This is a genomic window from Glutamicibacter sp. AOP5-A2-18 (assembly GCF_052446055.1).
GTDB lineage: Bacteria > Actinomycetota > Actinomycetes > Actinomycetales > Micrococcaceae > Glutamicibacter.
In genome coordinates this window covers 2,837,744-2,861,119 of the sequence record NZ_JBQSVW010000001.1, presented here as the reverse complement: position 1 = coordinate 2,861,119, position 23,376 = coordinate 2,837,744, and the positions used below count along the sequence as shown (strand labels likewise).

22 protein-coding genes are annotated in these 23,376 nt (G+C 55.5%); 12 read left to right on the top strand and 10 right to left on the bottom strand.

Translation table 11 applies throughout. The features are described from left to right. Positions 1-37: 37 nt before the first annotated feature. Both ACT3RW_RS13715 and ACT3RW_RS13710 read right to left on the bottom strand, forming a co-directional pair. On the bottom strand, positions 38-1,270 hold the full coding sequence (locus ACT3RW_RS13715) for an acyl-CoA dehydrogenase family protein (RefSeq protein WP_444614117.1): 1,233 nt from the start codon (positions 1,268-1,270) through the stop codon (positions 38-40). Positions 1,271-1,372: 102 nt separating this feature from the next. Continuing rightward, complete coding sequence (locus ACT3RW_RS13710; RefSeq protein WP_131089028.1) at positions 1,373-2,059, bottom strand: TetR/AcrR family transcriptional regulator; 687 nt, start codon at positions 2,057-2,059, stop codon at positions 1,373-1,375. Positions 2,060-2,219: 160 nt separating this feature from the next. On the opposite strand from ACT3RW_RS13710, the gene ACT3RW_RS13705 reads away from it, so the two are divergent. Beyond that, positions 2,220-2,651 (top strand): hypothetical protein, encoded by a 432-nt coding sequence (locus tag ACT3RW_RS13705; protein ID WP_444614116.1) that lies wholly within the window; start codon positions 2,220-2,222, stop codon positions 2,649-2,651. A gap of 103 nt (positions 2,652-2,754) precedes the next feature. Next, complete coding sequence (locus tag ACT3RW_RS13700; protein ID WP_131089026.1) at positions 2,755-2,934, top strand: CsbD family protein; 180 nt, start codon at positions 2,755-2,757, stop codon at positions 2,932-2,934. A gap of 86 nt (positions 2,935-3,020) precedes the next feature. On the opposite strand, the gene ACT3RW_RS13695 is transcribed toward ACT3RW_RS13700, so the two are convergent. Both ACT3RW_RS13695 and ACT3RW_RS13690 read right to left on the bottom strand, forming a co-directional pair. Then, positions 3,021-4,466 (bottom strand): DHA2 family efflux MFS transporter permease subunit, encoded by a 1,446-nt coding sequence (locus ACT3RW_RS13695; protein WP_444614115.1) that lies wholly within the window; start codon positions 4,464-4,466, stop codon positions 3,021-3,023. Positions 4,467-4,526: 60 nt separating this feature from the next. Then, positions 4,527-5,525, bottom strand: a complete 999-nt coding sequence (locus ACT3RW_RS13690; RefSeq protein WP_444614114.1) for a PhzF family phenazine biosynthesis protein — start codon at positions 5,523-5,525, stop codon at positions 4,527-4,529. 306 nt (positions 5,526-5,831) lie between these two features. On the opposite strand from ACT3RW_RS13690, the gene ACT3RW_RS13685 reads away from it, so the two are divergent. After that, the gene (locus ACT3RW_RS13685; RefSeq protein WP_444614113.1) at positions 5,832-6,848 is read left to right on the top strand and encodes a mechanosensitive ion channel family protein; all 1,017 of its coding nucleotides are present in this window, start codon (positions 5,832-5,834) and stop codon (positions 6,846-6,848) included. A 78-nt stretch (positions 6,849-6,926) separates the two neighbouring features. Here the strand turns inward: ACT3RW_RS13685 and ACT3RW_RS13680 are convergent, their stop codons facing one another. Then, positions 6,927-7,562 (bottom strand): YqaJ viral recombinase family protein, encoded by a 636-nt coding sequence (locus tag ACT3RW_RS13680; protein WP_444614112.1) that lies wholly within the window; start codon positions 7,560-7,562, stop codon positions 6,927-6,929. Between the two features lie 73 nt (positions 7,563-7,635). Then, the gene (locus tag ACT3RW_RS13675) at positions 7,636-7,896 is read right to left on the bottom strand and encodes a thioredoxin family protein (protein ID WP_444614111.1); all 261 of its coding nucleotides are present in this window, start codon (positions 7,894-7,896) and stop codon (positions 7,636-7,638) included. A 129-nt stretch (positions 7,897-8,025) separates the two neighbouring features. Between ACT3RW_RS13675 and ACT3RW_RS13670 the strand changes: the two genes are divergently transcribed. The 3 genes from ACT3RW_RS13670 (at position 8,026) to ACT3RW_RS13660 (ending at position 11,339) form a co-directional block, all read left to right on the top strand. Continuing rightward, positions 8,026-8,766 (top strand): ABC transporter ATP-binding protein, encoded by a 741-nt coding sequence (locus ACT3RW_RS13670; protein WP_444614110.1) that lies wholly within the window; start codon positions 8,026-8,028, stop codon positions 8,764-8,766. Further along, a complete protein-coding gene (locus tag ACT3RW_RS13665; RefSeq protein ID WP_444614109.1) occupies positions 8,763-10,088 on the top strand; it encodes a permease in 1,326 nt (441 codons plus the stop codon). Before ACT3RW_RS13670 ends, ACT3RW_RS13665 begins: the two co-directional genes overlap by 4 nt. Positions 10,089-10,280: 192 nt before the next feature. Beyond that, on the top strand, positions 10,281-11,339 hold the full coding sequence (locus ACT3RW_RS13660) for an ABC transporter substrate-binding protein (RefSeq protein WP_444614108.1): 1,059 nt from the start codon (positions 10,281-10,283) through the stop codon (positions 11,337-11,339). Positions 11,340-11,342: 3 nt separating this feature from the next. Here the strand turns inward: ACT3RW_RS13660 and ACT3RW_RS13655 are convergent, their stop codons facing one another. Further along, complete coding sequence (locus ACT3RW_RS13655; protein WP_444614107.1) at positions 11,343-12,143, bottom strand: MBL fold metallo-hydrolase; 801 nt, start codon at positions 12,141-12,143, stop codon at positions 11,343-11,345. Positions 12,144-12,163: 20 nt separating this feature from the next. Here ACT3RW_RS13655 and ACT3RW_RS13650 point away from each other — a divergent pair, with 20 nt between their 5' ends. Genes ACT3RW_RS13650 through ACT3RW_RS13640 form a run of 3 tightly spaced genes read left to right on the top strand, consistent with a single transcriptional unit; the run spans position 12,164 to position 16,179 of the window. Next, positions 12,164-13,213 (top strand): FecCD family ABC transporter permease, encoded by a 1,050-nt coding sequence (locus tag ACT3RW_RS13650; RefSeq protein WP_444614106.1) that lies wholly within the window; start codon positions 12,164-12,166, stop codon positions 13,211-13,213. Then, a complete protein-coding gene (locus ACT3RW_RS13645) occupies positions 13,210-14,271 on the top strand; it encodes a FecCD family ABC transporter permease (RefSeq protein ID WP_444614105.1) in 1,062 nt (353 codons plus the stop codon). Before ACT3RW_RS13650 ends, ACT3RW_RS13645 begins: the two co-directional genes overlap by 4 nt. A gap of 3 nt (positions 14,272-14,274) precedes the next feature. Continuing rightward, a complete protein-coding gene (locus tag ACT3RW_RS13640) occupies positions 14,275-16,179 on the top strand; it encodes an SIP domain-containing protein (RefSeq protein WP_444614104.1) in 1,905 nt (634 codons plus the stop codon). Positions 16,180-16,269: 90 nt separating this feature from the next. On the opposite strand, the gene ACT3RW_RS13635 is transcribed toward ACT3RW_RS13640, so the two are convergent. After that, positions 16,270-16,743, bottom strand: a complete 474-nt coding sequence (locus tag ACT3RW_RS13635; RefSeq protein ID WP_444614103.1) for a MarR family winged helix-turn-helix transcriptional regulator — start codon at positions 16,741-16,743, stop codon at positions 16,270-16,272. Between the two features lie 103 nt (positions 16,744-16,846). Between ACT3RW_RS13635 and ACT3RW_RS13630 the strand changes: the two genes are divergently transcribed. Then, complete coding sequence (locus tag ACT3RW_RS13630; RefSeq protein WP_444614102.1) at positions 16,847-18,691, top strand: ABC transporter ATP-binding protein; 1,845 nt, start codon at positions 16,847-16,849, stop codon at positions 18,689-18,691. Here the strand turns inward: ACT3RW_RS13630 and ACT3RW_RS13625 are convergent. Then, complete coding sequence (locus tag ACT3RW_RS13625; RefSeq protein ID WP_131089013.1) at positions 18,688-19,173, bottom strand: MarR family winged helix-turn-helix transcriptional regulator; 486 nt, start codon at positions 19,171-19,173, stop codon at positions 18,688-18,690. The two genes, ACT3RW_RS13630 and ACT3RW_RS13625, sit on opposite strands and share 4 nt — an antisense overlap. 228 nt (positions 19,174-19,401) lie before the next feature. Between ACT3RW_RS13625 and ACT3RW_RS13620 the strand changes: the two genes are divergently transcribed. Beyond that, a complete protein-coding gene (locus tag ACT3RW_RS13620) occupies positions 19,402-20,511 on the top strand; it encodes a glutathione S-transferase C-terminal domain-containing protein (RefSeq protein WP_444614101.1) in 1,110 nt (369 codons plus the stop codon). A gap of 191 nt (positions 20,512-20,702) precedes the next feature. Further along, positions 20,703-21,644 (top strand): RNase H family protein, encoded by a 942-nt coding sequence (locus ACT3RW_RS13615; RefSeq protein WP_444614100.1) that lies wholly within the window; start codon positions 20,703-20,705, stop codon positions 21,642-21,644. A gap of 83 nt (positions 21,645-21,727) precedes the next feature. Here the strand turns inward: ACT3RW_RS13615 and ACT3RW_RS13610 are convergent, their stop codons facing one another. After that, on the bottom strand, positions 21,728-23,179 hold the full coding sequence (locus ACT3RW_RS13610) for an APC family permease (RefSeq protein ID WP_444614099.1): 1,452 nt from the start codon (positions 23,177-23,179) through the stop codon (positions 21,728-21,730). Positions 23,180-23,376 lie beyond the last annotated feature (197 nt).

Here is a 23,376-nt window from a genome sequence, read left to right as displayed (position 1 = left end):
GGTCCCCAACGTACTGACTACGTGTGTGCTTTAGTCATTAGGCGAAAGCTGAAATGCCAGTGATATCGCGTCCCATAATCAAGGCCTGAACGGTTTCAGTGCCTTCATAGGTATGGATTGCTTCAATATCGGCAAAGTGTCGCGCTACGCGGTTGCTGGTCAGAATACCGTTGCCGCCGAGCAAGTCACGAGCGTTAGAAGCGATGGCACGAGCGGTACGGGTAGCGGTGTACTTGGCCAAAGAGGCCTGCGGGCCGGTGAGCTCGCCAGTGGTTTCTCGCTTAGTTGCCTGCATGACCAACACCTGAATGGACGCCAGCTCGGACTGCATGCGAGCCAAACGCTCCTGCACAATCTGGCTTGCGGCAAGCGGGCGGCCAAACTGCACGCGCTGCTTGGCGTAGTTCACTGCCGACTCATAGCAGGCAGTGGCATGTCCCACCGCGGACCAGGCAACGCCCAGACGAGTAGCGAACAGTACGCGTGAGGTGTCCTTAAAGCTTGTAGCTTCCGGCAGGACATCTCCGTCGGGAACAAAGACGTTTTCCATGCGAATGTGTGCCTGCCAGATGGCACGCAGGGAGAGCTTATTGGCAATGGTCGTTGCGCTGTAGCCTTCGGCATCCTGATGGACAACAAAACCGCGGACCTTGCCTTCATCATCGCGTGCCCACACGATGGAGACGCCACCAATCGAGCCGTTGCCGATCCATTTCTTTTCACCGCTGATCCGGTAGCCACCCTCAACCTTGGTTGCTCGGGTTTCTAGCGACACCGAGTCAGAACCGTGGGTCGGTTCGGTCAGCGCAAATGCGCCGGGTAGCTCGCCGGCGAGCATTGGCAAACCATACTTCTGAATTTGTTCTGGGCTACCGCAGTACAGCACTGAGCGCACCGCAAGTCCACCCTGGACACCAACAATGGTGGCCACCGACCCATCGCCGCGGGCCATTTCCATGTTGACCAAACCGGCCGCCAGCGGACTCATTTTTTCGTGGGAGTCTAAGTTCAAGCCGTCACGAAGCAGATCCAGTTCGCCTAGCTTCTTGATCAGGTGCAGCGGGTACTCTGCCTTGTCCCAGTATTCATGAATGTCTGCCTTGACTTCATCCAAGATGAATTTACGTGCCTTAGCGCGCCAAGCGTTGTCAGCCGCATCCACATCAGCGAAGACTCCGGTGGGGTCAATGTTGACGTCATCTGCCCACAAATCGTAATCAGGCTCAACAACTCCGGTGGGAAATTCCATACCGGTTGACTGCTCTGTCATCTCAGGCGCTCCAAAATTGGCTAGAGGGAAAAGGTTTCACCTCAAGCCTAGTGGAACTCGGTGTCATGTCAAGAAACTAGGTTTCAAAACGCGGGGGCTTTGTTAGCCTCGTTCTTTGAGCGCTGCCGAGACCGCTTGCAAGATGGACTGCTCGTCGGCGCCTGGATCCAACACTGATACAACAACGGTGGGGGCTGGCGAAGCTGTGACCGATTCGCTACCTTCAGAACCCAATAAGTCGGCAAAGCGCCCTAGGAACAACCGGACATCATGTGCCAGTTTGCCTCGGTCGGTGCTGGTGGGGTCCTTGATCCAGCCGCGCAGGTGATCATTGTGAATTGCTACCAGCCCTGCGCTGACGCCCAAGCACAGAGCCTTTTCCGAGGCGGTGTTGGTCAATCCGCGTCGGGAGAGGAAGTCGTAAAAAGCGCGTTCGTAGCGATGGGTAGAAACCAGCTCTCGTTCACGCAACGAGGAAACAGAGGACAGCAGCTTATGGCGCAGCTGAGCTCCTTCTGGATTAACCGTGTACTGATCAAAAACTACATGGGCCGCATCAACAAGGGTCGAAATTGCGTCCACGGATGAGGCAGCCAGAGTTGTCTGAACGTGGGTGATGATCATTTCTTGGTCGGCAAATACCATGTTCTCTTTGGAGCCAAAACGGCGGAAGAAAGTAGAACGTGAGATCCCTGCGGCGGTTGCCAGCTCATCAACACTTGTGGCGTCAAAGCCTTGTGAAATTAGCAAATCAAGTGCGGCCGGAGGTACAGCGGAAGAAGCGATCATGATTTACGAATTTAGCACGAAACTTGTTTACAGAATCCTGAGAACAGACAAGCGCGCCGTCGAAATGATTGTGAACCACACCCGCCATGACTACGCTGAACAGTAACGCGTTCTTTTATGGAACGCTTTTTGTTCACAACGGAAAGAGAAGTGAGGGCCCATGGGAATCTCGATCGCAAACGCCGCACTACGATTGGTCAGTGGCGCATTCATTCTCAACAGCGGCATCAACAAGCTGCGCATTGATGAAGCTAGCGCAGCCGGTCTGCAGCAGATGGCCTCCAACGGTGTGCCTCAGCTAGCCGAACTAGAACCAAGTGTCTTTGGCAAGGTTGTTTCCATCTCGGAAATCTCACTGGGTAGCGCACTGTTGCTGCCACTGGTGCCATCACGTTTGGCGGGTCTAGGACTGGGTGCATTCTCTGCAGTTCTACTCTCCTCCTACCTACGTACCCCAGGTATGACCGAATCTGATGGCGTACGTCCAAGTGCAGACGGCACCGCGTTGGCCAAGGACTTCTGGCTTGCAGGTATCGCAGCTGCATTGATCTTTGCTCGTAAGGGCGCCAAGAAGGTCAAGAAAGACAAATAGCATTGCGCCGTTGCTGACTCTCAAAGTTCACCAGCGGTAAGTTGAGCCTGAAGGCTGGCGTTGTTAGTGGTTAGATTTGGAACACAAGCTAAGAGGAGAACCAATGGGTTTCTTAGATGATGCAAAGAAGAAGCTGGGCGAAGCAGTCGAGAGCGCAAAAGAGTTCGCCGGTGAAGCCACCGAGAACATCAAAGACTTTGCTGCTGATGCTCAAGAGAAAATTGGCGAAAAGGTCGATGAGTTCAAGGGTGACAACACCGACGGCCCTTCGGACAAGGTCTAATTAGCACAGAGAAACGCCCTTGCGAATGACGATTGATCGTTAATCGCAAGGGCGTTTTTCGTGCCTACGGGCAGCAGGCCTTGAAGCTAGGCTTTCTTGCCAGGGCTGAGGAATGCTGCCACGATCACGGCGGCGACAGCGACAAATCCGGGTAGCAACAGTGCCTGACCCAGACCAACCGATGTTGCTTCCATCAGCGTTGCTGGATCTTTAGATCCGGCCTTTTCGATCTGTGCCTGGACACGAGAATCCATCATCACCGCGATCAATGCTGAACCCAGCACCGAACCGATCTGACGGGTGGTGTTGTAGATACCGGAGCCAGCTCCAGCATCGCGTGGAGTGAGGTCGCGGGTGGCAGCCAAGGAGAGCGACGGCCAAATCATTGCAGAGCCGACACCCTGAACGGCCGAAGGAATCAGCAACGTCCACAACGGAATCTCGGCGTGCATCATGAACGCATAAACCACCGTGGCGCCACCAAAGAGTATGAAGCCCGGAACTGCGAGTTTGCGTGGGCTGAGCTTGTTGACCATCTTGCCCAAGCGTGGGGCGATGAAAATACCAACCACGGCCATAGGTGAAATCATCAGCGCAGACTCGGTAGGAGTCAGTCCACGAACGTTCTGCAAGAAGAAGACCATTGGCAAGCTCATGGTGGCGATAGTGACGCCCATGGCTGCGATGGCAACGTTGGCCAGCGAAAAGTTGCGGACCTTGAATAGACGCAGCGGAACCAGTGGCTCAGATTTGGTCTTGTTCTGCCACCACACAAAAACGGCCATCAGTAGGATGCCGGCAATGATTAGGTGCCATGAGGAAATTGGGCCAATGAATGGCTCCCAGTTCGAGGACTGGCCTTCCTGAATACCAAAGACCAGGCAGAACATCGCCACTGCCGAGAGCGCAACACCCAGCCAGTCAAAGGAGTGGGCCTGCGGGGCCAAACGCGGAACAAACTTGAAGACCATGACCAAGCTGACTACAGCAATAGGCAGGTTGATGAAGAAGATCCATTCCCAGCCCACGGAGTCAACTAATAGGCCGCCGGCGATAGGGCCGATCAGCGAGGCAATACCTGCAACGGCGCCCCACAGTCCCATGGCAGCACCGCGGTGCTGGTAAGGGAACAGACGGGTAATCATGGTCATCGCCTGGGGCGAGATCATCGCTGCACCCAAGCCCTGAACCGCGCGGGCTGCAACCAATGAGCCCAGCGAATCAGACAGGCCGCACCACAGTGAAGCCAAGGAGAAGATGACCATACCGATGAGGTAGATATTGCGTGGTCCAAAGCGGTCGCCAAGGCGTCCAGTGACCAGTAGCGGCACTGCAAAGGTGAGCAGGTAGGCGCTGTTGACCCACAAGATGCTGGATATGTCAGCATCCAAAGAAGTCATGATGGAAGGCATCGCTGTGGAGACAATCGTGGTGTCCAACAGGATCATGAAGAAGCCGATGACTAATGCCCAGAGGGCACGCCACGCGGCTTTCTTATCAAAGTCAGTATTAGGGTTCGCAGTTTCAGGCACTGGTCAAGGTTAGTGCCTGATTGCCGACAAAGGAATCAATAGTTAGCCTATGAGGGCGAATCAGTCGAAACTCACATCACCTGAAATGCGAGTCTCCACATCGCCACTGACCCACACACCTTTTTCGGTGGCTTCGATATGCAAGATCGCGCCACGACCAACTCGGGTTCCCTGGCGTACGGTGTATCGCTGCGGAGCGTAACCGGACTGAGTCAGCCAAATGCCGAAGGCCGCGTTCAGTGAACCGGTGGCTGGATCTTCTGGCACCGCTTCTCCCGAGATAAAGGCGCGTACCTCGAAGTCGGCAGGCGGTTGCAGAACTACCGAGCCAAAGCGTTCTTCGGAACGTTCAAGGTCGGAGAAATCTAGGGGGCGAAGTTCTTCTCGGGTTCCAGAAACCCGGGGGAGTACTGAACCACGTGGCTGCCAGACGCCGTGAGAAACACTGGACGCCGTATAAGGTCCGATGACTCCAACTTCAAGCCCTTGCAGGGCTTCGTAGTCTGGTTCAATCCCCAGAACGATATCTGCATCGCGCAGAACGAGACCCGCAGGATGTGGACCGTTGACCAGCCACTGGTGGTCAACCACGTCGTCCTCGTGAATGCCCAGGCCACTAATGGCCCATTGCAGGACATCAGGTTCCAAAGGGCCTGAACGAGTCAGTGGAGGAGCTAAGAAGGCCAGGCGACGTGAATGGCTGTCGGTGCTTTCGCGTTCTACGCGGACCGGAACCAATCCTGCTTCGCACTGTTGAATGAGATTTCCGCCCGGGCCGGGGACTCCGCCTGACTCTAACCAAGCATGCGCCGCACCCAAGGTGGGATGCCCGGCGAAGGGCAGCTCGGTACTCGGAGTGAAAATACGGATTGCGTAGTCGGCCTCTTCGGAAGTGGGCTCAACAAAAAATACCGTTTCGGCAAGGTTCAGCCACTGGGCGAAATGTTGCATCTGGTCATCAGTGAGTTGATCAGCGTCGAATACGACTCCTAGCCCATTGCCATTAAAAGCAGTGGGCGCGAAGACATCAACCTGCTGATAAGCAAATGTTCGGCTCATACTTAGCATGGTGGCACATTAATCCTCAGGTTGATCGGGTGTTACGCGCAGGGCCTAGCAAAACGTAATCAAGAGATCCATGCTTAGTCCTCATGCGGTATCCGGCACCGCCAGCACCAAATCCACAACGGGTACTGTGAGCAAAACCGCTGAAAAATAACGGCCTAGACAAGGATTCAACAAGTTTCTGCACAGCATTTTTCTAGTGCCTTGTGCCATCCTTAAAACATGTCACCTACCCCCGTTGAACCTATAGACGATACGGTCGAGGAAGTTATAAAAGTTTCAAGCTTTCTTCCTGAGTCCATGCAATTCTGGGCTGTCGTTCTGGCCGGTGCAGTCGTTGCCGCGCTCTTAGCCTTCGCCTTTAGTACCGTTGCGCGGCGCATGCTCAAACGCATCGGTGTAGAAGAAGCCGATGTTCGCGCTACCCGACTTCCCTTCTTTGGATTGGTCACCTCAATCATCGCCAAGTCGGCCTTTGCCATCTTCTACCGGGACCGTTCTTGGTACAACCCGTGGCAGTTTGTCATCCTGATCATCCTGGTAATCTTCCTGACGTGGTTCATCATCAAGCTGGTGCGCGTTATCGAATCAGGCATGATGCTGCGGTTCGAATCAAAGTTTGGTCCTGGGCGTCGTTTGGCCAAGGTGCAAACTCAGGTGGGGTTGATGCGCCGCGTGCTCATCGCCGTATTGTGCATCCTCGCAGTAGCCGCCGTGCTGTTGACCATCGAGCAAGTCAGGGCCCTGGGCGCAGGACTCTTGGCCTCAGCTGGTCTGGCCTCGGTAGTTGTCGGTTTGGCTGTGCAATCAACGCTGGCCAATGTGTTTGCCGGGCTGCAAGTTGCCTTCACCGATTCAATCCGAGTGGATGACACCGTGGTGGTTGAGGGGGAGCGTGGCTCGGTTGAAGAAATCACCCTGTCCTATGTGGTGGTCCTACTGTTGGACGGTCGCCGAATGATTCTGCCCTCCACGTATTTCACCACCACACCGTTTGAGAACTGGTCACGTCGCAGCACTGAAATTTCTGGCAACGTCGCGTTGCAACTGAAACTTAATGCGCCGGTGGCCTACCTGCGCGAGCGCACCACCGAGCTACTTGAAGCGTCGGACCGGTGGGATGGCCGAGAAAATGAGCTTCTGGTGACGGATGTTCAGAATGGTCTACAGACCGTGACCATCTACCTCTCCTCACGAAATGCCGGAGACCTGTGGAGTCTGCGCAATATGATCCGCGAAAAGCTTTTGGGCGAGCTACTAGAAAGCTACCCGGAGTGCCTACCCGATCCTCGGATGGTTCCCGGCAACACCGTATGATCCCGGCTTGCGTATGTAATTAAGCATTTGATCCCCAACACCATATTTGGTGTTGGGGATCAAATGCTTTAGTTGGTTTTAGAGTCGAAGAGCTGCTGGACCATAGTCGTCGTAGCGTTGCTGTCTGGCAGTTGCCTCGCGCAAAGCGGAGATTAAAGACTCGGCCTTGTCGATGAGGTCCTGAATCAGGTCGTCATCGCGTTCCACCCAGAGGTACTCGGGCACATCGCGTAAAGGAATAAAGTCCTGATGTTCTTCCCAAACGAATAGCGTGCGTTCTGCGCCAATAACGTGCTGCTGCCACAGAATCTGGCGCAGGTAGTTCTTGGGGATCTTTTTGAATGGCTTATTGGTGGTCTTGATTTCTGCCAAGACCGGAGCGCCCGAAGCATCAAAACCCAGTCCGTCGGGAGTGGCTAGATGCAGTCGAGAAGCTTGGGAGTGGAAAAGCTGGGACGACGGGAAAATATTGAAGTTTTCTTGCACCCACGCGGCGATGACTGGCTCGCGCTTACGGCCATGGTCGGTGTAGGGGTTTCCGGAAAACCCGTTGCCGTAGAGCTTGTCCCAGGCTGCATTCTTGATGGACTTCTCAGTAGAAAGCTTGGCAACATCTGTGGCGGTGATTCCCTGCGCTCGTGCTCGAAGCCATTCAATGCGATTGGATGAATCAGCGAGGACGCGTTGGAAGCATTCATGTTCAACGCCGGGCACAGTTATCACCTGATCTATTCTTCCCCATAAAGACAGAAGAACCGTGCATCTATGGCCACTGAACTACGTGAGACTAGTCGCTGGCCTGTGCAATAGCAGTGAGCAACTGAGGCAAAGTAGGAGTATTGCTGGCGCGGAATCTTTCCGTGTCGTCCTGCATCAGACGAATCATTGGGGTGCTGGTTACCCCTAAATCCTCGCCGCGTTGAACCTGCTCAACTACGTTGATTTCTTCTACTTCTAAATCAGGTAGTAGTTCTTGGGCCCTAGCGACCGTCTGACGGGTTCGAACGCAGGGGGCGCAAAAGGGCTGCGTGTACAGTTCCAATTTCATTCGTTACTCAAGAACTCCTGTAGTACTGGTTCAACTCAGAATCGCTCCTACTGAGGGATGAACCCCGCTCGTAGCTACTTCGGTCCGTGCACCGATGTGCAAGTAGGCCAATATTGAAAACATTGAGTCATGCTTGAAAATTCCGTAGATCATCCACCCGTACTCAATGCCCAAGACCTTCGCCGTAGTTTCGGCCCCACCGTTGCGCTTAACGGCGTGAATCTGAAAATCTCTCTCGGAGAATCATTAGCAATTATGGGTCCCTCAGGATCCGGCAAATCGACGTTACTTCACGCGCTGGCAGGCATTGAACTGCCGGACTCGGGAAGTCTAATCTTGGATCTTCCCGGGCAGAGCAGAGTAAATCTTCAGGAACTCAAGGACAAAGCCCGAACCAAACTGCGCCGTGAGTCCTTTGGCTTTGTCTTTCAAGCGGGGCTGTTGATCCCAGAGCTCACTGCAGAGGAAAACGTGGCAATGGCTCTGATGATCAATGGCACTGCTCGTCAGGCTGCGATGGCACAGGCAGGCCAAGCCTTGGCTGCGTTGGGTCTTGCTGGAATGGAACAACGTCGAATTGGTCAGCTCTCGGGAGGACAGGCTCAGCGTGTAGCGATTGCCCGTGCCCAAGTTACCGGGGCCATGGTTGTATTTGCCGATGAGCCCACCGGTGCGTTGGATTCAGCAACCGGCGCCGAAGTATTGGACATATTGCTAGATTGCACTGTCGGTCAGGGAAAGTCATTGGTTATGGTCACCCATGACCCTACGGTGGCTGCACGCTGTGACCGCGTCGTGAAACTCAGCGATGGAAACCTGATCAGTGACAGCCGCCAGGGCAGCAGCACTTTTGTGGGTCAAACCCGATGAACCTATTGCATCTAGCCTGGCTGCTGGGGCGCCCAGCCAAGGCTCGTCTAGCACCTCAAGTTCTCACCGTCAGTGCTTACGGCATGGTCAGCACGATTCTGCTGATCGTACTTGGTGGAGCGTATTCCTTCACCAGCTTTGAAGCCGAAGCTCAAGGAGCATATCTTCCATTGGCGGGAATAGCGGTAGTGCTCCTGGTGGTGCCGCTTCTAGTACTTGGGTCAGCCGCTGCCAGACTATCTGCACGAGCTAATGACCGGGCGCTATCTTCGCTGAGGTTACTCGGTGGAACCGGAGCACAGATTAGTGCGGTGACCGTGATTCAAGCGGCTGCCACGGCATGTGCCGGTGCGCTCGCCGGTGTGGTGCTGTACTTGGCTTGTGCTCCGTTGGCGTCATTGATTCGGTTCCAAGGAGCACCCATTGGCAAGGCCATTTATCTGCCGGCTTGGATTGTTGCGATAGCAGTATTCGCTGTCGTTCTTCTCTCCGCCATCAGCGCAGCTGCGGGTCTACGCAAGTTAGTTATCTCGCCCTTGTCTGTGGCTACTCGCAGAACGGTGCCGGTGCCAAGCTGGGTCCGCGCTTTGATTTCGGTAGGCAGCATCATTGTGTTGTGTTTGGTCTTCCTCAATTTGGGGAAAGTGACTGAAAGTATTGCCGTAATCATCGTGGTGATTCTTGCTGGCTTTGGTTTCGGACTACTCGTGCTGAACTTAGTTGGCCCCTACCTTGTTTCTAAGGTGGGCAAGCGCAAGCTCAAGACGGCTAAAACTCCACAACAGCTCCTGGCCGCACGAATGATCTTGGAAAGTCCCGCCGAGTCTTGGCGACAGGTTTCCGGCGTCGCGATGGCCTCATTTGTTGCTGTGGTGGGAGGCAGTGGCGCAGCCCTGATGCAACAGTCAGCAACAGATGTAATAGATCACTCCTGGTATGACTATTTACCCGGCGATATTCTCACCGGCGTTCTGGTGACCTTGGCAATAACCTTCATTTGCGTGGCTACGTCCTCCGCTATTAGCCAGAGCGCAAGTACCTTGGACCGGGCGCCACTGTACTCAGGACTACACCGCCTAGGGATGCCGTACTCCACCATGAATTCGGCGCGCACTAATTCATTGATGATCCCGGCGCTGACTGCGTCGATCGGTTTTGCGATCGCTTCGACCGTTCTGGTCCTGCCGTTGGCTGGGATGGCAGTCATCCTCAGCCCACTGACGGTGCTTACCGTTATTGTCGCCGTGTTACTTGGTTTGCTTTTGGTTAGGGCATCAATATTGGTCGCGGATCCGAAAAAGTTGCTAACGGCTGGAAGATAAAGACAGTGATCAGGGTCCATTCTCTGATTCAGTAAATGGTTAGCATCACTTCATGGGCGGTGATTAGGTACGCTTCGTGTTGCGTATTGATCCGATTACCGCGTATCGTGGCATACGGCTCGGATAGGTAACCCTTACCTATCTTGGCAGTAATGTTTCACAGAACCTCGCATAGTCTGGAATCACCGACCCATGAAAATTTCACGTCGCGCCGGAATCTTCGCCGCGTCCACCGCAATCCTCGCTCTGAGCCTGACCGCTTGCGGTTCCTCGGGCACTTCCGCAGATTCTTCGGCTGATTCATCAGCCAAAGCTGGCGAAGATTTCACCCCGGTCACCATCAAGAACATTTATGGTGAGACCAAGATTGATAAGGCGCCAGAGCGCGTAGCTACCATCTCATGGGTCAACGCTGACACGTTGTTGGCTTTGGACACCGTTCCAGTAGGCATGGATGCCGACACTTACGGCCAGAACAAAAACAATTCCACTCAGTGGAAGGACGAGGCGCTGGCCAAGCTTGACGCCTCCATCGGTTCCGAGAAGGCTCCAGCACAGTTCACCACCGGTGATGACCCTGACTACACCGCCATCGCCAAGAGCAAGCCAGATGTCATCTTCGCTCCTTACTCGGGACTGAAGAAGGAACAGTACGAAAAGCTCGAAGAGATCGCACCGGTAGTTGGTCCAATCAAGCCGAACTACACCTCCAGCTGGCAGGAAGTCACCGAAGCCGCCGGTCAGATGCTCGGTAAGGAAGATCAAGCACAAACCTTGATCAAGAAGGTTGAAGGCGACTTGGCTAAGGTCGGTGAAGACAACCCAGTCCTGAAGGATACAACCTTCATCGCAGCTGACTTGTCCGCCCCGGATACCGCGTACGTGTACTCCGAAGGCGACACCCGTCCACGCTTCTTGACGGCATTGGGCATGAAGCAGGCTGACTACGTGCAGAACAACGCCACCAAGGATACGTTCTTCTTCACCGTTTCCCCTGAAAAAGTCAACGAGTGGGATTCAGATATCGTCTTCTCCTCAGCGATCGCCGGTAACACCACTAAAGACATCGTGAAGTCGCAGCCGCTGTACGGTCAGATCCCTGCGGTGAAGAGTGACGCGGTGGCACTGCCAGGCACCGATGAAGCAACCCTAGCTATCTCGGCAGCTTCGCCGCTGTCCCTGGAATGGTCCTTGGACACCGTGGTTCCAAAAATCGTAAAGGCTGCCGAAAACGCAGCCAAAGCAAAGTAACTGCTAGCGATTCGACGCTAGATAGTGCAACTGCGCTTCCAAGGATCGGCTAGCCGCGCCAACCAGGCGCGGATCCAGGTCGGGGTAGACAACGTCCAGCAATTGAGCTGGGTCAACGTCCGCCCCGGCCTTGCCGAGTTTAATCAGGGCCCCACGAACTTCATCCAATCGGGACTCACGATGCGCAAGGTAGGCACGCAACAACTGATGCGAGGCAGTGTGTTGCTCACCGTGCGCTGGATGCAAGGGCATGTCATCAAGGCGCAGCAGCCGATCCAAGGAAGCAAGGTAATCTTCCAGCGTTCCATCCGGATGATCCAAAATAGTGGTCCCGCGACCCAACACGGTATCGCCGGTGAACAGGTGCGGGCTGACACCGTTGAGCGTAAAGCACACCGAGTCCGAGGTGTGGCCCGGAGTGAAATGAACCTGAACGTTGATGCCCGCGCAGCTAATGACTTCGTGGTCTTCCAACGCTGCCGCATCCCGGCAGTATTCGTTCAACTGGGCGCGAACCGGTGCCTGGCACAGCCGATGCAGGTAGTTGATACCGTCGGTGTGGTCGCCATGGCGGTGCGTGATCAGCACCAACTGAATTTCAAATTGGGCCAGCGATTCCAAATGAGCGGGAAGCTCGGGTCCTGGATCAATCAACACCACCGGGGTACCGGGGCTCAACGCAGAAATTTTCGGGTCGAAGAGCAAATAGGAGTTAGTCCCATCCAACGTCATTTCCGAAGGGTTATCGGCCTGCAACAAAGCGATACCCGGAGCAATCAGGGTGGGAGCGGAAAGATGATCCATAGCAATGAGTGTAGGAACCTATGACCTCGACTGAAAGTGTGACGCGCCCAGAGCACGAAGCTGCCGGTCCGCGTCTGCCACGCAAACTCGGGGCATTTATCATCCTCGGAGTGTTGTTGGTAGTTGCCATCTGCGCGTCGTTGCTCTTTGGTGCACGCGCCGTTTCGCTGTCCACGCTCAGTGATGCGCTGTGGCATTTTGATGCCACCAACGGAGATCAAGGCGTGGTCGCTTCGCGCTTTGCACGGACCATCGGGGCCATCGTGGTCGGGGCCGCCTTGGGCATGGCCGGCGCAGGACTGCAGGGTCTAACTCGCAACCCGTTGGCCGATACCGGAATTCTGGGACTGAACGCAGGATCCGCGATGAGCGTGGTGGTTGCCATCGCTTTTTTGGGTGTTAGCTCGCTGACCGGGATCATGATTGCCGCCTTTATTGGTGCGGCGCTGGTGATGACCTTGGTGTACGTGGTGGCCAATGTGGGGCGTGAAGGTGCCACCCCAATCAAGCTGGCCCTAGGCGGCGCGGCCCTGGCCGTGGGCGTAGGGGCCGTCACCAACGCGATTCTGATGATCTCGGATTCCACCCTAGATCGATTCCGCATGTGGCAGATCGGATCCCTGTCCAGCACTCCACTAGACACGTTCCTTGGTGCGGCGCCGGTTGTGGCCGTTGGAGCATTAATCGTTTTGTCTACCGCGCGGGTGTCCAACGCCGTCTCCATGGGAGATGACACTGCCACCGCGCTAGGCTTCAACTTAGGACGAGCACGCCTGCTGGGCTCGATCGGTGTGGTCATCCTGGCCGGTACCGCCACGGCGGTGGCCGGGCCCATCGCCTTTGTTGGCTTGATGATCCCGCACGCCGTGCGCTTACTGGTGGGCTCGGATTACCGGTGGTTAATGCCTGGGTCCTTGCTGGCCGGGCCGATTCTCTTATTGGTGGCTGATACCGTGGGACGAGTGATCGCGCCACCGAGTGAAATCCAAGTTGGCGTCATGTGCGCAATGATCGGCGGACCCCTCTTTATCCTGATGATGCGCAGCGGCATGAAGTCGGTGAGCCTATGAGCACCAACGAAATGACGCAAGAGACGGTGAAGCAAAACAAAGCGGAACAGAGCCGGCCGCAAAGGACTAAAAACCGGGTGCTTCGAACCACCATCTGGATGTCGGTCGCCATCATTCTTTCCATCGTGGCTTACCTGTTTTGGGGCCGCGACCGCCTACCTGCCACCGAAGTTCTACAGGTGCTTAGCGGCCAAAAGGTCCCCGGAACCAGCTTTATTATCATGTCCGATAGGCTGCCACGAGTAGCTGTTGGCGCCTTGGCTGGTGCGGGTCTTGGTATCTCCGGCGCACTCTTCCAGCGTTGGCTGGGCAACCCACTGGCCAGCCCCGATGTGATCGGCGTGGGCTACGGTGCCTCGGCCGCCGCGGTGTTCGCGATGATCACCCTGGGTTATACCGACTGGAAACTGAACGTCTTCGCCTTAGCCGGTGGACTGATTGTCGCCGCGCTGATTTATTGGCTTTCAGCGTCGGGTAAACGCACCGGGCCACGATTGATTTTGGCTGGGCTAGCCATCGGATCCATGCTGCAGGCACTGATCCAATATCTTCTGACCCAAGCTCAGGTGAATACCGCGAGCGACGTGATGCATTGGCTCTCCGGTTCACTGTCTTCGAGCAACTGGCGTAGCGCCCTGGTGCTCTTGATCAGCCTAGGAATTATTGGGGGAGTCTTCCTTCCCTTTGTGCTGCGTCAGCTCAAAATGCTGGAACTGGGCGAGGATTCGGCAGCCGCACTGGGCGTCAATGTCAGCCAGGCTCGCACGCTGCTGGTGTTTGTGGCCGTCGCTATGGGGGCGATGCCCATTGCAGTGACCGGGCCACTGGCCTTTGTGGCGTTCCTTGCCGGTCCGATTAGCGCGGCCCTTTCGCGCGGGCCAATCAACATTCCCCTTGCCGGATTGACCGGCGCAACCCTGGTGATTATCGCCAATTTTTTTGCAGCAAATTTGTTCGCAGATCTTGTACTGCCGGTAGGAGTAATTACCGGCGCATTCGGCGCACCGTTCCTGATTTGGATTTTGGTGCGCGCCAACTCAACCGGAAACGGGGGCTAATCCATGGCCACTTTGCAGGCTAGCGATCTGACCTTGGCCTATGACAAGGTCACCATTGTCGACGAACTGTCCTTGGACATCCCCACCGGGCAGGTGAGCATCGTGGTCGGCGCAAACGGTTGCGGCAAGTCCACCCTCTTGCGCGCCCTATCACGACTGCTTAAGCCCACCGGTGGGCAGGTGCTGTTGGACGGGGCGGATATTCATTCCAAGCCGGCCAAGGAAGTCGCAAAGACTTTGGGTCTGCTGCCACAGTCACCAACCGCGCCGGATGGAATCACCGCCCGCGAGCTGATCAGCCGTGGTCGTTACCCACACCAGGGCTTATTCAAGCGCTTCTCCGCTGAAGATGAAGCGGCAGTGAACCACGCAATGGAAATGACCGGCACCACCGAGCTTGCCGACCGTGCAGTCGACGAGCTCTCTGGTGGGCAGCGTCAGCGTGTCTGGATCGCCATGGCGCTGGCCCAGGAAACTGACCTGTTGTTACTTGATGAGCCCACCACCTTCTTGGACGTGGCGCACCAGCTTGAGGTGCTTGATGTGGTCAGCGAGTTGAATCGTAGTCGCGGCATCACCGTAGTCATTGTGTTGCACGACTTGAACCTGGCAGCGCGCTACGCCGATTATCTGGTGTCCCTGCGTCACGGAAAGATCTACGCTGCCGGGCACCCGAATGAAGTGGTGACCGAAAAGACAGTTAAAGACGTTTTTGGGATGCCAAGCCGAGTTATCCCTGACCCGGTGGGTGGCACTCCACTGGTTCTACCTATCGGACGTCACCGGGTATTGCGCACCGAGCAGGTGCTGGCCTCCAAGGGTATTTTCCGCAGTGAGCCCAAAGCACTTGAGCCTTCTACCGGTACGCAGCCAGCTGAAGCAGAACAAGATGAGACGACCGGCGAATCTGAACAGAGCGTTCGCCCGGCCTACGAGCACGTTCCAACGTTGGCTTTTGAGACCACCTTGATCAAACGTCAAGATCTCTCACCTTCCTTCCGCCGTCTGACTTTCAGCGGCAACGACCTGGATTACTTTGGGACCAACAGTCACCCATTGGATATGCGGATCAAGTTGTTGCTGCCACCAGCTGGCGGTACCGCGCTGACCGACGAAATTGCCTCGATGCGCCCGAACGCGATGACCAGTCCAGCGGATCAAGTCGGTTGGTACAAGCGCTGGTTATCCATTGATCCGGACACCCGCGGCTACATGCGCACCTACACCGTTCGTGCCTTCCGCGAAGCCGGTCACCGAGATAACGCTGGGCTCACTGCAGAGCTAGATATTGATTTTGTGATGCACGGACACATGGTGGATGGAAAGCTACACGGCGGTCCAGCCACCGAGTTTGGTGATCGCGCCCAGGTGGGTGCCCAACTGTTGCTCCTTGGCCCTAATAAGTTCCTCAATGATTCCAGCTACGGCGGCATCGAATTCCGTCCAGGCGATGCCGGCCGCATTGTGCTGGCCGGGGATGAAACGGCCGCTCCGGCAATTTGTGCGATCCTTGAGTCATTACCTTCTCATGTCACCGGACATGCCCTGATCGAGGTGCCAGAGACCACCGACATTCTGGGTGCTTCGACTCGTTCTGGGGTGTCCGTACAGTGGCTTACCCGCGGAAATAGTGAGCACGGGGAGCTACTACGATCGGCCTTGCGCCAGGTCGTGGCAATCCCGGCAGCCGGTGTTGTTGATACCAACGCCGAGCCTGAAGACATTGACATTGATTCCGAAATTCTTTGGGAGACCGGCCAAGCCAACAACGCTCCGTTCTACGCGTGGGTTGCCGGTGAGGCAGCGACCGTGAAGGAAATGCGCCGTTACTTGGTGCGTGAAGCGGGTCTAGATCGCAAGCAGGTGGCCTTCATGGGCTACTGGCGTCGTGGGAAGACCGAAAACTAGAACTGAATTTTAGTCCTTGGACTATTCCAAAGCGGCGGCCCTGAAAATCATTAAATGGTTTTCAGGGCCGCCGCTTTTTGGTTTTGAGAACTAGTTGCTGCTCGCAGGCTTGCAATCGGAGCGCCGTGGGCGAGGATTTTCTCTGTCTAGGATCTCCAGCAGGCGGGTGAGCTCCTTGCGATCATCGCCCGGAAGCTTTTCAAAGTACCCGTCCATGCTCTCGCGTCTAAGCCGAGTCAGCTCACCTATTTGAGCCTTGCCACTGGGGCTCAGTGCGATGAGTGTGGCACGTCGGTCTGCAGGATCCGGGGTGCGGATCACCAGCTCTTTAGCTTCAAGCTGGTCGACAACCTCGGTGGTGGAGCGCGCGGCGATATGTAGTCGCTCTGCTAAGTGCGAGTTGCGCATCCCCTGGTTTTCGGCATGGCTGAGCAGGCTCAACACTCGCGATTGATGTGGGGTGATCCCTAAGGGGATGAGGTTTTCTCGCCAGCGCCCGCGGATAACGCGCGAGGCCCGGAGAAAGAGATCTGCCAAGTCATCCTTGGACTCTTCGTTCTGCATGCTTTCAAGAATAGTGTGTTCTTCAGAACAAATTCAAGATGAAACCACATAGTGAGGTTACCTCTGCTATTCTTTGTGTGAAAAGAGTGATGAGGGAGGGTCTATGAGTTCAGGAGCAACGCGCGGAATACCGGCCGCGCCTACCGGTGGTGGCCGCATGAAAAATTCGGCCCAAGATAAACAATGGCTAGCCGAGCATCCGGTCTCACTCAAGCGTGTGGCCGAACTTTTTAGACCGCACCTGGGCTCTGTCATCGTCGTGGTCCTACTGATCGTAGCCTCGTCCATCATTGGCCTCGCTCAACCCTTCATTGTCCGCGAGCTGATTGATGACGCCATTCCCAATAGCAATGTTCGGCTTCTGATGTTCGGCGCCGGGGGACTGGTGCTCATTGCGCTAGCTACCGCGGTGCTGGAAGTGCTGCAAACGTGGCGCGCCACCTTGATGGGGCAGCGCGTTATGCACCGACTGCGTACCGGTCTCTTTACCCACTTACAGAAACAGTCGCTCGGATTTTTCACCAACTCCCGTTCAGGGGACGTCCAATCTCGATTGATCAATGATGTCGGGCAGATGCAGTCGGTCATTACCAATTCGGCAACCAGTATCGCTTCAAACCTGACCACCGTGGTGGCAACAGCAGTAGCCATGGTTGCTATCTCTTGGAAGCTCAGTCTGATTTCTTTGATTGTCTTCCCTCCGGCAATTTTGCTGGCCAAACAGACCGCAAAGTTGCGGCGCGCGGTCACCGGTAAGCGACAGCGCGAGATGTCTAACCTGACCTCGCTGATTGAAGAGCGGCTGAGCATCTCAGGAGTACGCCTGTCCAAGATCATGGGCACTGGTAGTGCGGACGCTGCGGTCTTCGCGGATTCCAGCCATAAGCTCATTGACCTTGAAATGAAAAGCGCCCTAGCCGGACGCTGGCGCATGGCCACCATGAGCATCATTTTTGCGGCTATTCCAGCTGCCCTCTATCTGGCTGCCGGATTGCCGGTGACAGGCGAAGGAATGAGTATCGGTACCCTGGTTGCCTTCACTGGGCTACAAGCTGGGATCTTCCGTCCAGTCATGGGCTTGATGCAACTATCGGTTCAGTGGGTTTCGGCCATGGCCTTGTTCAGCAGGGTTTTTGAGTACCTTGATACTGACCAAGAATTACCGGTGCCGAAGAATCCAAAGCCGGTGGAACCAGAAAATGTTCATGGGTACGTAGAGCTTCGCAACGTGAGCTTCCGCTACCCGCAAGCTAATCGGGCGACCTTGGATCAACTAAATCTGACACTTGAAGCCGGCACGATGACCGCAGTGGTTGGCTCTACTGGTTCCGGTAAGTCCACTCTAGGCTCATTGCTTCCACGATTGCTGGACCCAACTTCGGGACAGGTGCTGCTCGACGGAGTTGACCTCAAAGACTATGCGCCAGAAGGCATCGCGAATGTGGTCTCTGTGGTGGCTCAGGAGAGCTACTTGCTGCACGATACTGTCAGGGCCAACCTGCTCTGGGCTGCACCGGAAGCAAGCGAAGCTCAACTGTGGCAGGCGCTCGAAGCTGCACAGATTGCAGAGCTCATCCGCGGGTTGCCTCAGGGCATAGATACTGAGGTAGGTCAGCGTGGCCATCGGTTCTCCGGTGGAGAACAGCAACGTCTGGCCATCGCTCGAACCATGCTGCGCAAGCCAAAGGTTCTGGTGCTGGATGAGGCAACTAGCGCACTGGATACAGTCACCGAAGCGTTGGTGCAGCAGGCGCTGGATGAGCTTGCAGTTGGGCGTACTACTCTGCTCATTGCACACCGGCTAAGCACTGTGATGCGTGCGGATAAAATTGTGGTGCTCGAAGATGGCCAGATTGCTGAGGCAGGAACCTTCGACGAGCTGGTGGCCCTTGGTGGTCGCTTTGCGCGATTAGTTCAAAACAGCGAGCTAGCCGCGCAAAGGAACTAGCAGGAGGAGTCTCTGAGCCCTTGCTTTTCCAGTGAGTCCAGGATCTTTGGCAACGCGGATTCCAGTGCTTTGCGTTCTGCAGGATCAAGGGAATCAAAGAGCGTTTCGCGCACAAAGGTGACGTGGGTCGGCGCTGCACTTTGGATGGTTTGTTGACCCAATTCGGTGAGCGCAATTTGGTGACCGCGGCGATCGGTTTCATCCGAGCAACGGCTGATCAAGCCCTTGGCTTCCATACGACGAAGCAGGTGTGAAAGTCGGGAGCGGTCCCAGCGAAGTCCTTGAGCAACGTCAGCGGGACGTAAACTTGGTTCCGGAGTCTCTGAAAGTACCGCCAAAACCGAATATTCCCCGGACTGCATTTGTGCATCGCGGAGTAACTGACGGTCCATTGCGCTGGGGAATTGCCAGAGGAACTCGCGTATCGTGCGCCAGAGTTCCTGCTCGCTATCGGTGAGCCAGCGGGTCTCGTCGCTCTTCATGATTTTCTTTCACCCTTGTATCGTTAGCCCAATAAAATTTTGTTGACGCATCAATCATCTCGTGTAAGGTTGGTTTTGGCAACATAGGCTGACACGTCAATTAACTGATGGCCAGCTACCTGCCGAAATATTGATTCACATCATCATGTTCAACGGGCAGCCGTTGTTCTAGGGTCGATGTGGAAGCACACTGAATGTGTAGAGCATGAAGGACTTTGGAGGGAAACGATGAGCGAAGAATATTCAACGAAGGGTGCCTATGTCACCGGCGGAGGATTCACCCGTGATACCAACTACATCCAAGACCGGATTGTCGCTGATACTGCGCCAGAAAATTACAGCAATGAGCATAACGACAGCAAGATCGGTCATCCGTTGGCCGGTGTTTCTGAAGGTGCCCAGCTGTGGCCAGTAGAAGCAGGGCGCTACCGCTTGGTGGCAGCTCGTGCTTGCCCTTGGGCCAACCGCACCCTCATTGTTCGCCGACTGCTTGGCCTAGAAGATGCCTTGTCCGTTGGGCTTCCCGGGCCAACCCACGACGCCCGCAGCTGGACTTTTGATCTAGATCCAGACGGGAAAGATCCAGTTCTAGGCACCGAACGAATCCAAGAAAACTACTTCAAGCGCTTTGCTGACTACCCTCGTGGCATCACCGTTCCGGCCATCGTGGATATCCCATCCGGTGCCGTTGTCACCAATGACTACCCACAAATCACCTGGGACCTATCCACCCAGTGGAAAGAATTCCATCGCGAGGGTGCACCAAATTTGGTGCCGGAAGATCAGCTAGATGAAATGCTTCCGCTGATCAAGCGGATCTTCACCGAAGTGAACAACGGCGTATATCGCGCAGGATTTGCTGGGGATCAGAAATCCTACAGCGACGCTTATGATCGTCTTTTTGATACGTTGGATTTCCTGGAAGAGCGACTTGCTACCCGTCGTTTCTTGATGGGGGACTACATCACCGAAGCGGACGTACGTCTGTTTACTACCTTGGTGCGTTTTGATCCGGTGTATCACGGTCATTTCAAGACCAACCGCAACAAGCTGGTCGAGATGCCTAACCTTTGGGGTTATGCCCGTGATCTGTTCCAGACCCCTGGTTTTGGTGACACCATCGACTTTGAACAGATCAAGGCTCACTACTACGTGGTGCATGAAGACATTAACCCAACCCAGATCATCCCGAAGGGTCCAGTGCTAGAAAACTGGTTAGAACTCTCGGGTCGTGATCAGTTGGCCGATAACGGTCCGTTCCTCAACGGCACCGCACCGGGTGAAGTTCGAGCCGAAGAGCGCGTGCAAGCCGGCCACAACCCGTTGTACTCGGCATAGCTAGTAGAACGCTTAGGCCAAGTGGTCTTAACCCCTGGGTTCGGGTGACGTTTTGAAATCGTCAAAACCTGCCAGCTCAGGGGTTTTCCATTTCTTGAGCTTTTCTTCAGTTTTAGTTTTGAGTCGAACCGTCAGCGACATGGCCCGATAGGTAGGTCAGAGGCAGGCATCACGCGTGGCAGGATTAAAGCATGACGATCATTGCAGCTGCAGATGGATCCGCCCTAGGTAACCCAGGGCCGGCCGGTTGGGCCTGGTACGTGGATGACAATAATTGGGCGGCCGGTGGTTGGGACCACGGAACAAACAATATGGGGGAGCTGCAAGCAGTCCTTGAACTCTTCCGGGCCACCGCACACCTGCCTGATGAAGAACTAAAGATTCTCTGCGATTCGCAGTACGCCATCAACTGCATCAGCAAATGGATGCCGGGCTGGAAGAAGCGCGGCTGGAAAAAAGCCGACGGCAAGCAGGTGTTGAACCAAGACATCCTCAAAGAACTTGATTCGGCCATTACCGGCCGCAAGTACACCTTTGAATGGGTCAAGGGCCACGCTGGACACGACCTGAACGAGGCTGCCGACGAACGCGCTCGCGCAGCGGCCACCGCTCATCAAAAGGGAACTTCCCCTGACGCTGGCCCCGGTTACACGGTGGGAAACGCGCAAGCACCAGCGGCGGCAAGTGCTTCCAATACTTCCGCGCCGGCAGAGCCAGTTGAGCCAGCTCACGAAGCCGAACAACCCGCACAGGTATCTGCGCTAGTGTCAACATCCGGGGACTTTGCCGCGACGGTTTATGAGCTGGAGCAAGGATTCCTCGACCCACAAATCCGCACCAGCTTTACTGAGATCGCCGACTTCTTGCACCCCAGCTACCAAGAGGTGACCCGCCACGGTGGGCTACTGGATGTAGCAACTATTGCCACCCTGTTGAGCTCCGGATCCGCACTGCCCACCACGGGTCAGATGCAGGTTCTGGCCACCCGACAGATCAGTGAAGAAATGGTGTTGCTGGCCTACCGAATGAAGCCAAGCGACTCTGAAGTTTTGGTGGTCTCCTCCTGGTGGCAACTAGGCGAACAGGGCTGGAAGCTTCGCTTCCGTCAAGAAACCATCGAGCAGTCCGCGTAGCGGTCAGCGCGAGATTAGAGACTTAAAGAACTGTGGTCCACCGAGAAAAATTCTCGGTGGACCACAGCTGTACCCGATGCTATTTATTCGTAGTGCCCGGGGCGGGTTTCGATAATGCCCTTTTTGTAATTGATGCGGTTGACCAGCCAGGTCACTGCCCAGAGCAGTACGCCAATAACCAGCAATAGGCCGGCAATTTCGTACTGCACCCAGTCCTCGCGCGAACGGGCCCACGGGCCGGCGAGGAACAGGCAGAAGGCTACGCCGAGAATCGGGATGACGGTCGGGGTACGGAAGGCATCTTCCGGTGCCTTTTCGCGGCGCAAGACCAGCAATGAAACATTAACTACGGCGAAGACGCAGAGCAACAGCAGTGCTGTGGTTCCACCCAGCGAGCCAACAATGCCGTTCTCGCTATCCAAGTTGACGTAAGCCACCAAAGCAATGGCCAGCGCGGTGCTGAACAAGATGGCTACCCAAGGGGAGCGGCGGGTGGAGTGCACCTTGCCCAAGAACTGCGGGAGCACGCCTTGACGGGCCATGCCGTAGAGCAATCGGCTTGCCATCAGCATGTTCATCAGCGCGGTGTTGACCACGGCAAAAACGGTCAAGAACGGGAAGATAGCGTCCACCGGAATGTTCGGGGCGCCCAGGCGCACCACGTCCAGCAAGATACCGGCATCTGGATTCTTCGGGTTCAGCAAGTCGCCGGTAGGGATCACCATGATCACGGTGACAGCCACGAGCATGTAGATCACTGCACACAAACCCAGACCAATAAACATGATCTTCGGGAATACCTTGTTTGGATTCTTGGTTTCTTCCACCAAGTTCACCGAGTCTTCAAAACCAACCATGGCGAAGAAGGCGATGGCGGTACCCATGGTTAGCGCGGCAAAAAGACTGCGGTCCGACGGGGTCTCGAAGACTACAAGACGGCTGATATCACCCTGACCGGACGCAATAACAGAGAAGCCGATGCCGATGATCACTGCCATGATGGCCAGCGAAATAATGGTCAAGACGAGGTTGAACCTGACGCTCTCACCCACACCTCGCAAGTTGATCAGCGCAAGGATCACGATGATGGCAATGGCAGCCCACATGCCCGCTTGTGGCGTGGTGGGGACACCATCAATGAACTGGCCAAAACCGATCAGAAGGTTCTGACCAACCAAGGTTGCTGAGGTCGCGGCACTAGTAATGCCTGAACAGGCCACGGTGAAAGCCACGATGAAAGTGACAAAATGGATGCCAAAAGCTTTGTGCACGTACAGAGCCGCGCCAGCGGCGTGTGGGTACTTGGTGACCAGTTCGAGGTAGCTAAAAGCGGTCAAAGTTGCGATGGCAAAAGCAACGAGGAACGGCAACCAGGCCGCGCCACCCACTTGGCCAGCAACCTTACCGGTGATGGCAAAAATGCCTGCGCCGATGATATCGCCCATGATGAGGAATAGCAGCAGCTTGGGGCCGATCACCCGCTTGAGTTCTGTATCCTGGCCCTGGGGTACTGGCGTGTCACTATTCACAGTCATGCGATCGAGATCATCTCCTTCAGTAGTAGGTGGCAAGCATGACAAATTTAGTTGTTGCACCCATAGTCGGCAAACCGTCTTCTGAGTTGGCTCACAGTATCACGAGTCCAAAGGTTGCAAAATGACGATAAGCGGTACTACGCCCCTCTAGCTGTGACCTGACATACGCATGGGATCTTAGTAGCATGTTGGCGAGC

What these genes read in the sequence shown, in the direction of transcription:
- ACT3RW_RS13715 (WP_444614117.1), bottom strand. Translation starts at nt 1,270, where the DNA reads ATGACAGAGCAGTCAACCGGTATGGAATTTCCCACCGGAGTTGTTGAG.
- ACT3RW_RS13710 (WP_131089028.1), bottom strand. Translation starts at nt 2,059, where the DNA reads ATGATCGCTTCTTCCGCTGTACCTCCGGCCGCACTTGATTTGCTAATT.
- ACT3RW_RS13705 (WP_444614116.1), top strand. Translation starts at nt 2,220, where the DNA reads ATGGGAATCTCGATCGCAAACGCCGCACTACGATTGGTCAGTGGCGCA.
- ACT3RW_RS13700 (WP_131089026.1), top strand. Translation starts at nt 2,755, where the DNA reads ATGGGTTTCTTAGATGATGCAAAGAAGAAGCTGGGCGAAGCAGTCGAG.
- ACT3RW_RS13690 (WP_444614114.1), bottom strand. Translation starts at nt 5,525, where the DNA reads ATGAGCCGAACATTTGCTTATCAGCAGGTTGATGTCTTCGCGCCCACT.
- ACT3RW_RS13685 (WP_444614113.1), top strand. Translation starts at nt 5,832, where the DNA reads ATGCAATTCTGGGCTGTCGTTCTGGCCGGTGCAGTCGTTGCCGCGCTC.
- ACT3RW_RS13675 (WP_444614111.1), bottom strand. Translation starts at nt 7,896, where the DNA reads ATGAAATTGGAACTGTACACGCAGCCCTTTTGCGCCCCCTGCGTTCGA.
- ACT3RW_RS13670 (WP_444614110.1), top strand. Translation starts at nt 8,026, where the DNA reads ATGCTTGAAAATTCCGTAGATCATCCACCCGTACTCAATGCCCAAGAC.
- ACT3RW_RS13665 (WP_444614109.1), top strand. Translation starts at nt 8,763, where the DNA reads ATGAACCTATTGCATCTAGCCTGGCTGCTGGGGCGCCCAGCCAAGGCT.
- ACT3RW_RS13660 (WP_444614108.1), top strand. Translation starts at nt 10,281, where the DNA reads ATGAAAATTTCACGTCGCGCCGGAATCTTCGCCGCGTCCACCGCAATC.
- ACT3RW_RS13655 (WP_444614107.1), bottom strand. Translation starts at nt 12,143, where the DNA reads ATGGATCATCTTTCCGCTCCCACCCTGATTGCTCCGGGTATCGCTTTG.
- ACT3RW_RS13650 (WP_444614106.1), top strand. Translation starts at nt 12,164, where the DNA reads ATGACCTCGACTGAAAGTGTGACGCGCCCAGAGCACGAAGCTGCCGGT.
- ACT3RW_RS13645 (WP_444614105.1), top strand. Translation starts at nt 13,210, where the DNA reads ATGAGCACCAACGAAATGACGCAAGAGACGGTGAAGCAAAACAAAGCG.
- ACT3RW_RS13640 (WP_444614104.1), top strand. Translation starts at nt 14,275, where the DNA reads ATGGCCACTTTGCAGGCTAGCGATCTGACCTTGGCCTATGACAAGGTC.
- ACT3RW_RS13635 (WP_444614103.1), bottom strand. Translation starts at nt 16,743, where the DNA reads ATGCAGAACGAAGAGTCCAAGGATGACTTGGCAGATCTCTTTCTCCGG.
- ACT3RW_RS13630 (WP_444614102.1), top strand. Translation starts at nt 16,847, where the DNA reads ATGAGTTCAGGAGCAACGCGCGGAATACCGGCCGCGCCTACCGGTGGT.
- ACT3RW_RS13625 (WP_131089013.1), bottom strand. Translation starts at nt 19,173, where the DNA reads ATGAAGAGCGACGAGACCCGCTGGCTCACCGATAGCGAGCAGGAACTC.
- ACT3RW_RS13620 (WP_444614101.1), top strand. Translation starts at nt 19,402, where the DNA reads ATGAGCGAAGAATATTCAACGAAGGGTGCCTATGTCACCGGCGGAGGA.
- ACT3RW_RS13615 (WP_444614100.1), top strand. Translation starts at nt 20,703, where the DNA reads ATGACGATCATTGCAGCTGCAGATGGATCCGCCCTAGGTAACCCAGGG.
- ACT3RW_RS13610 (WP_444614099.1), bottom strand. Translation starts at nt 23,179, where the DNA reads ATGACTGTGAATAGTGACACGCCAGTACCCCAGGGCCAGGATACAGAA.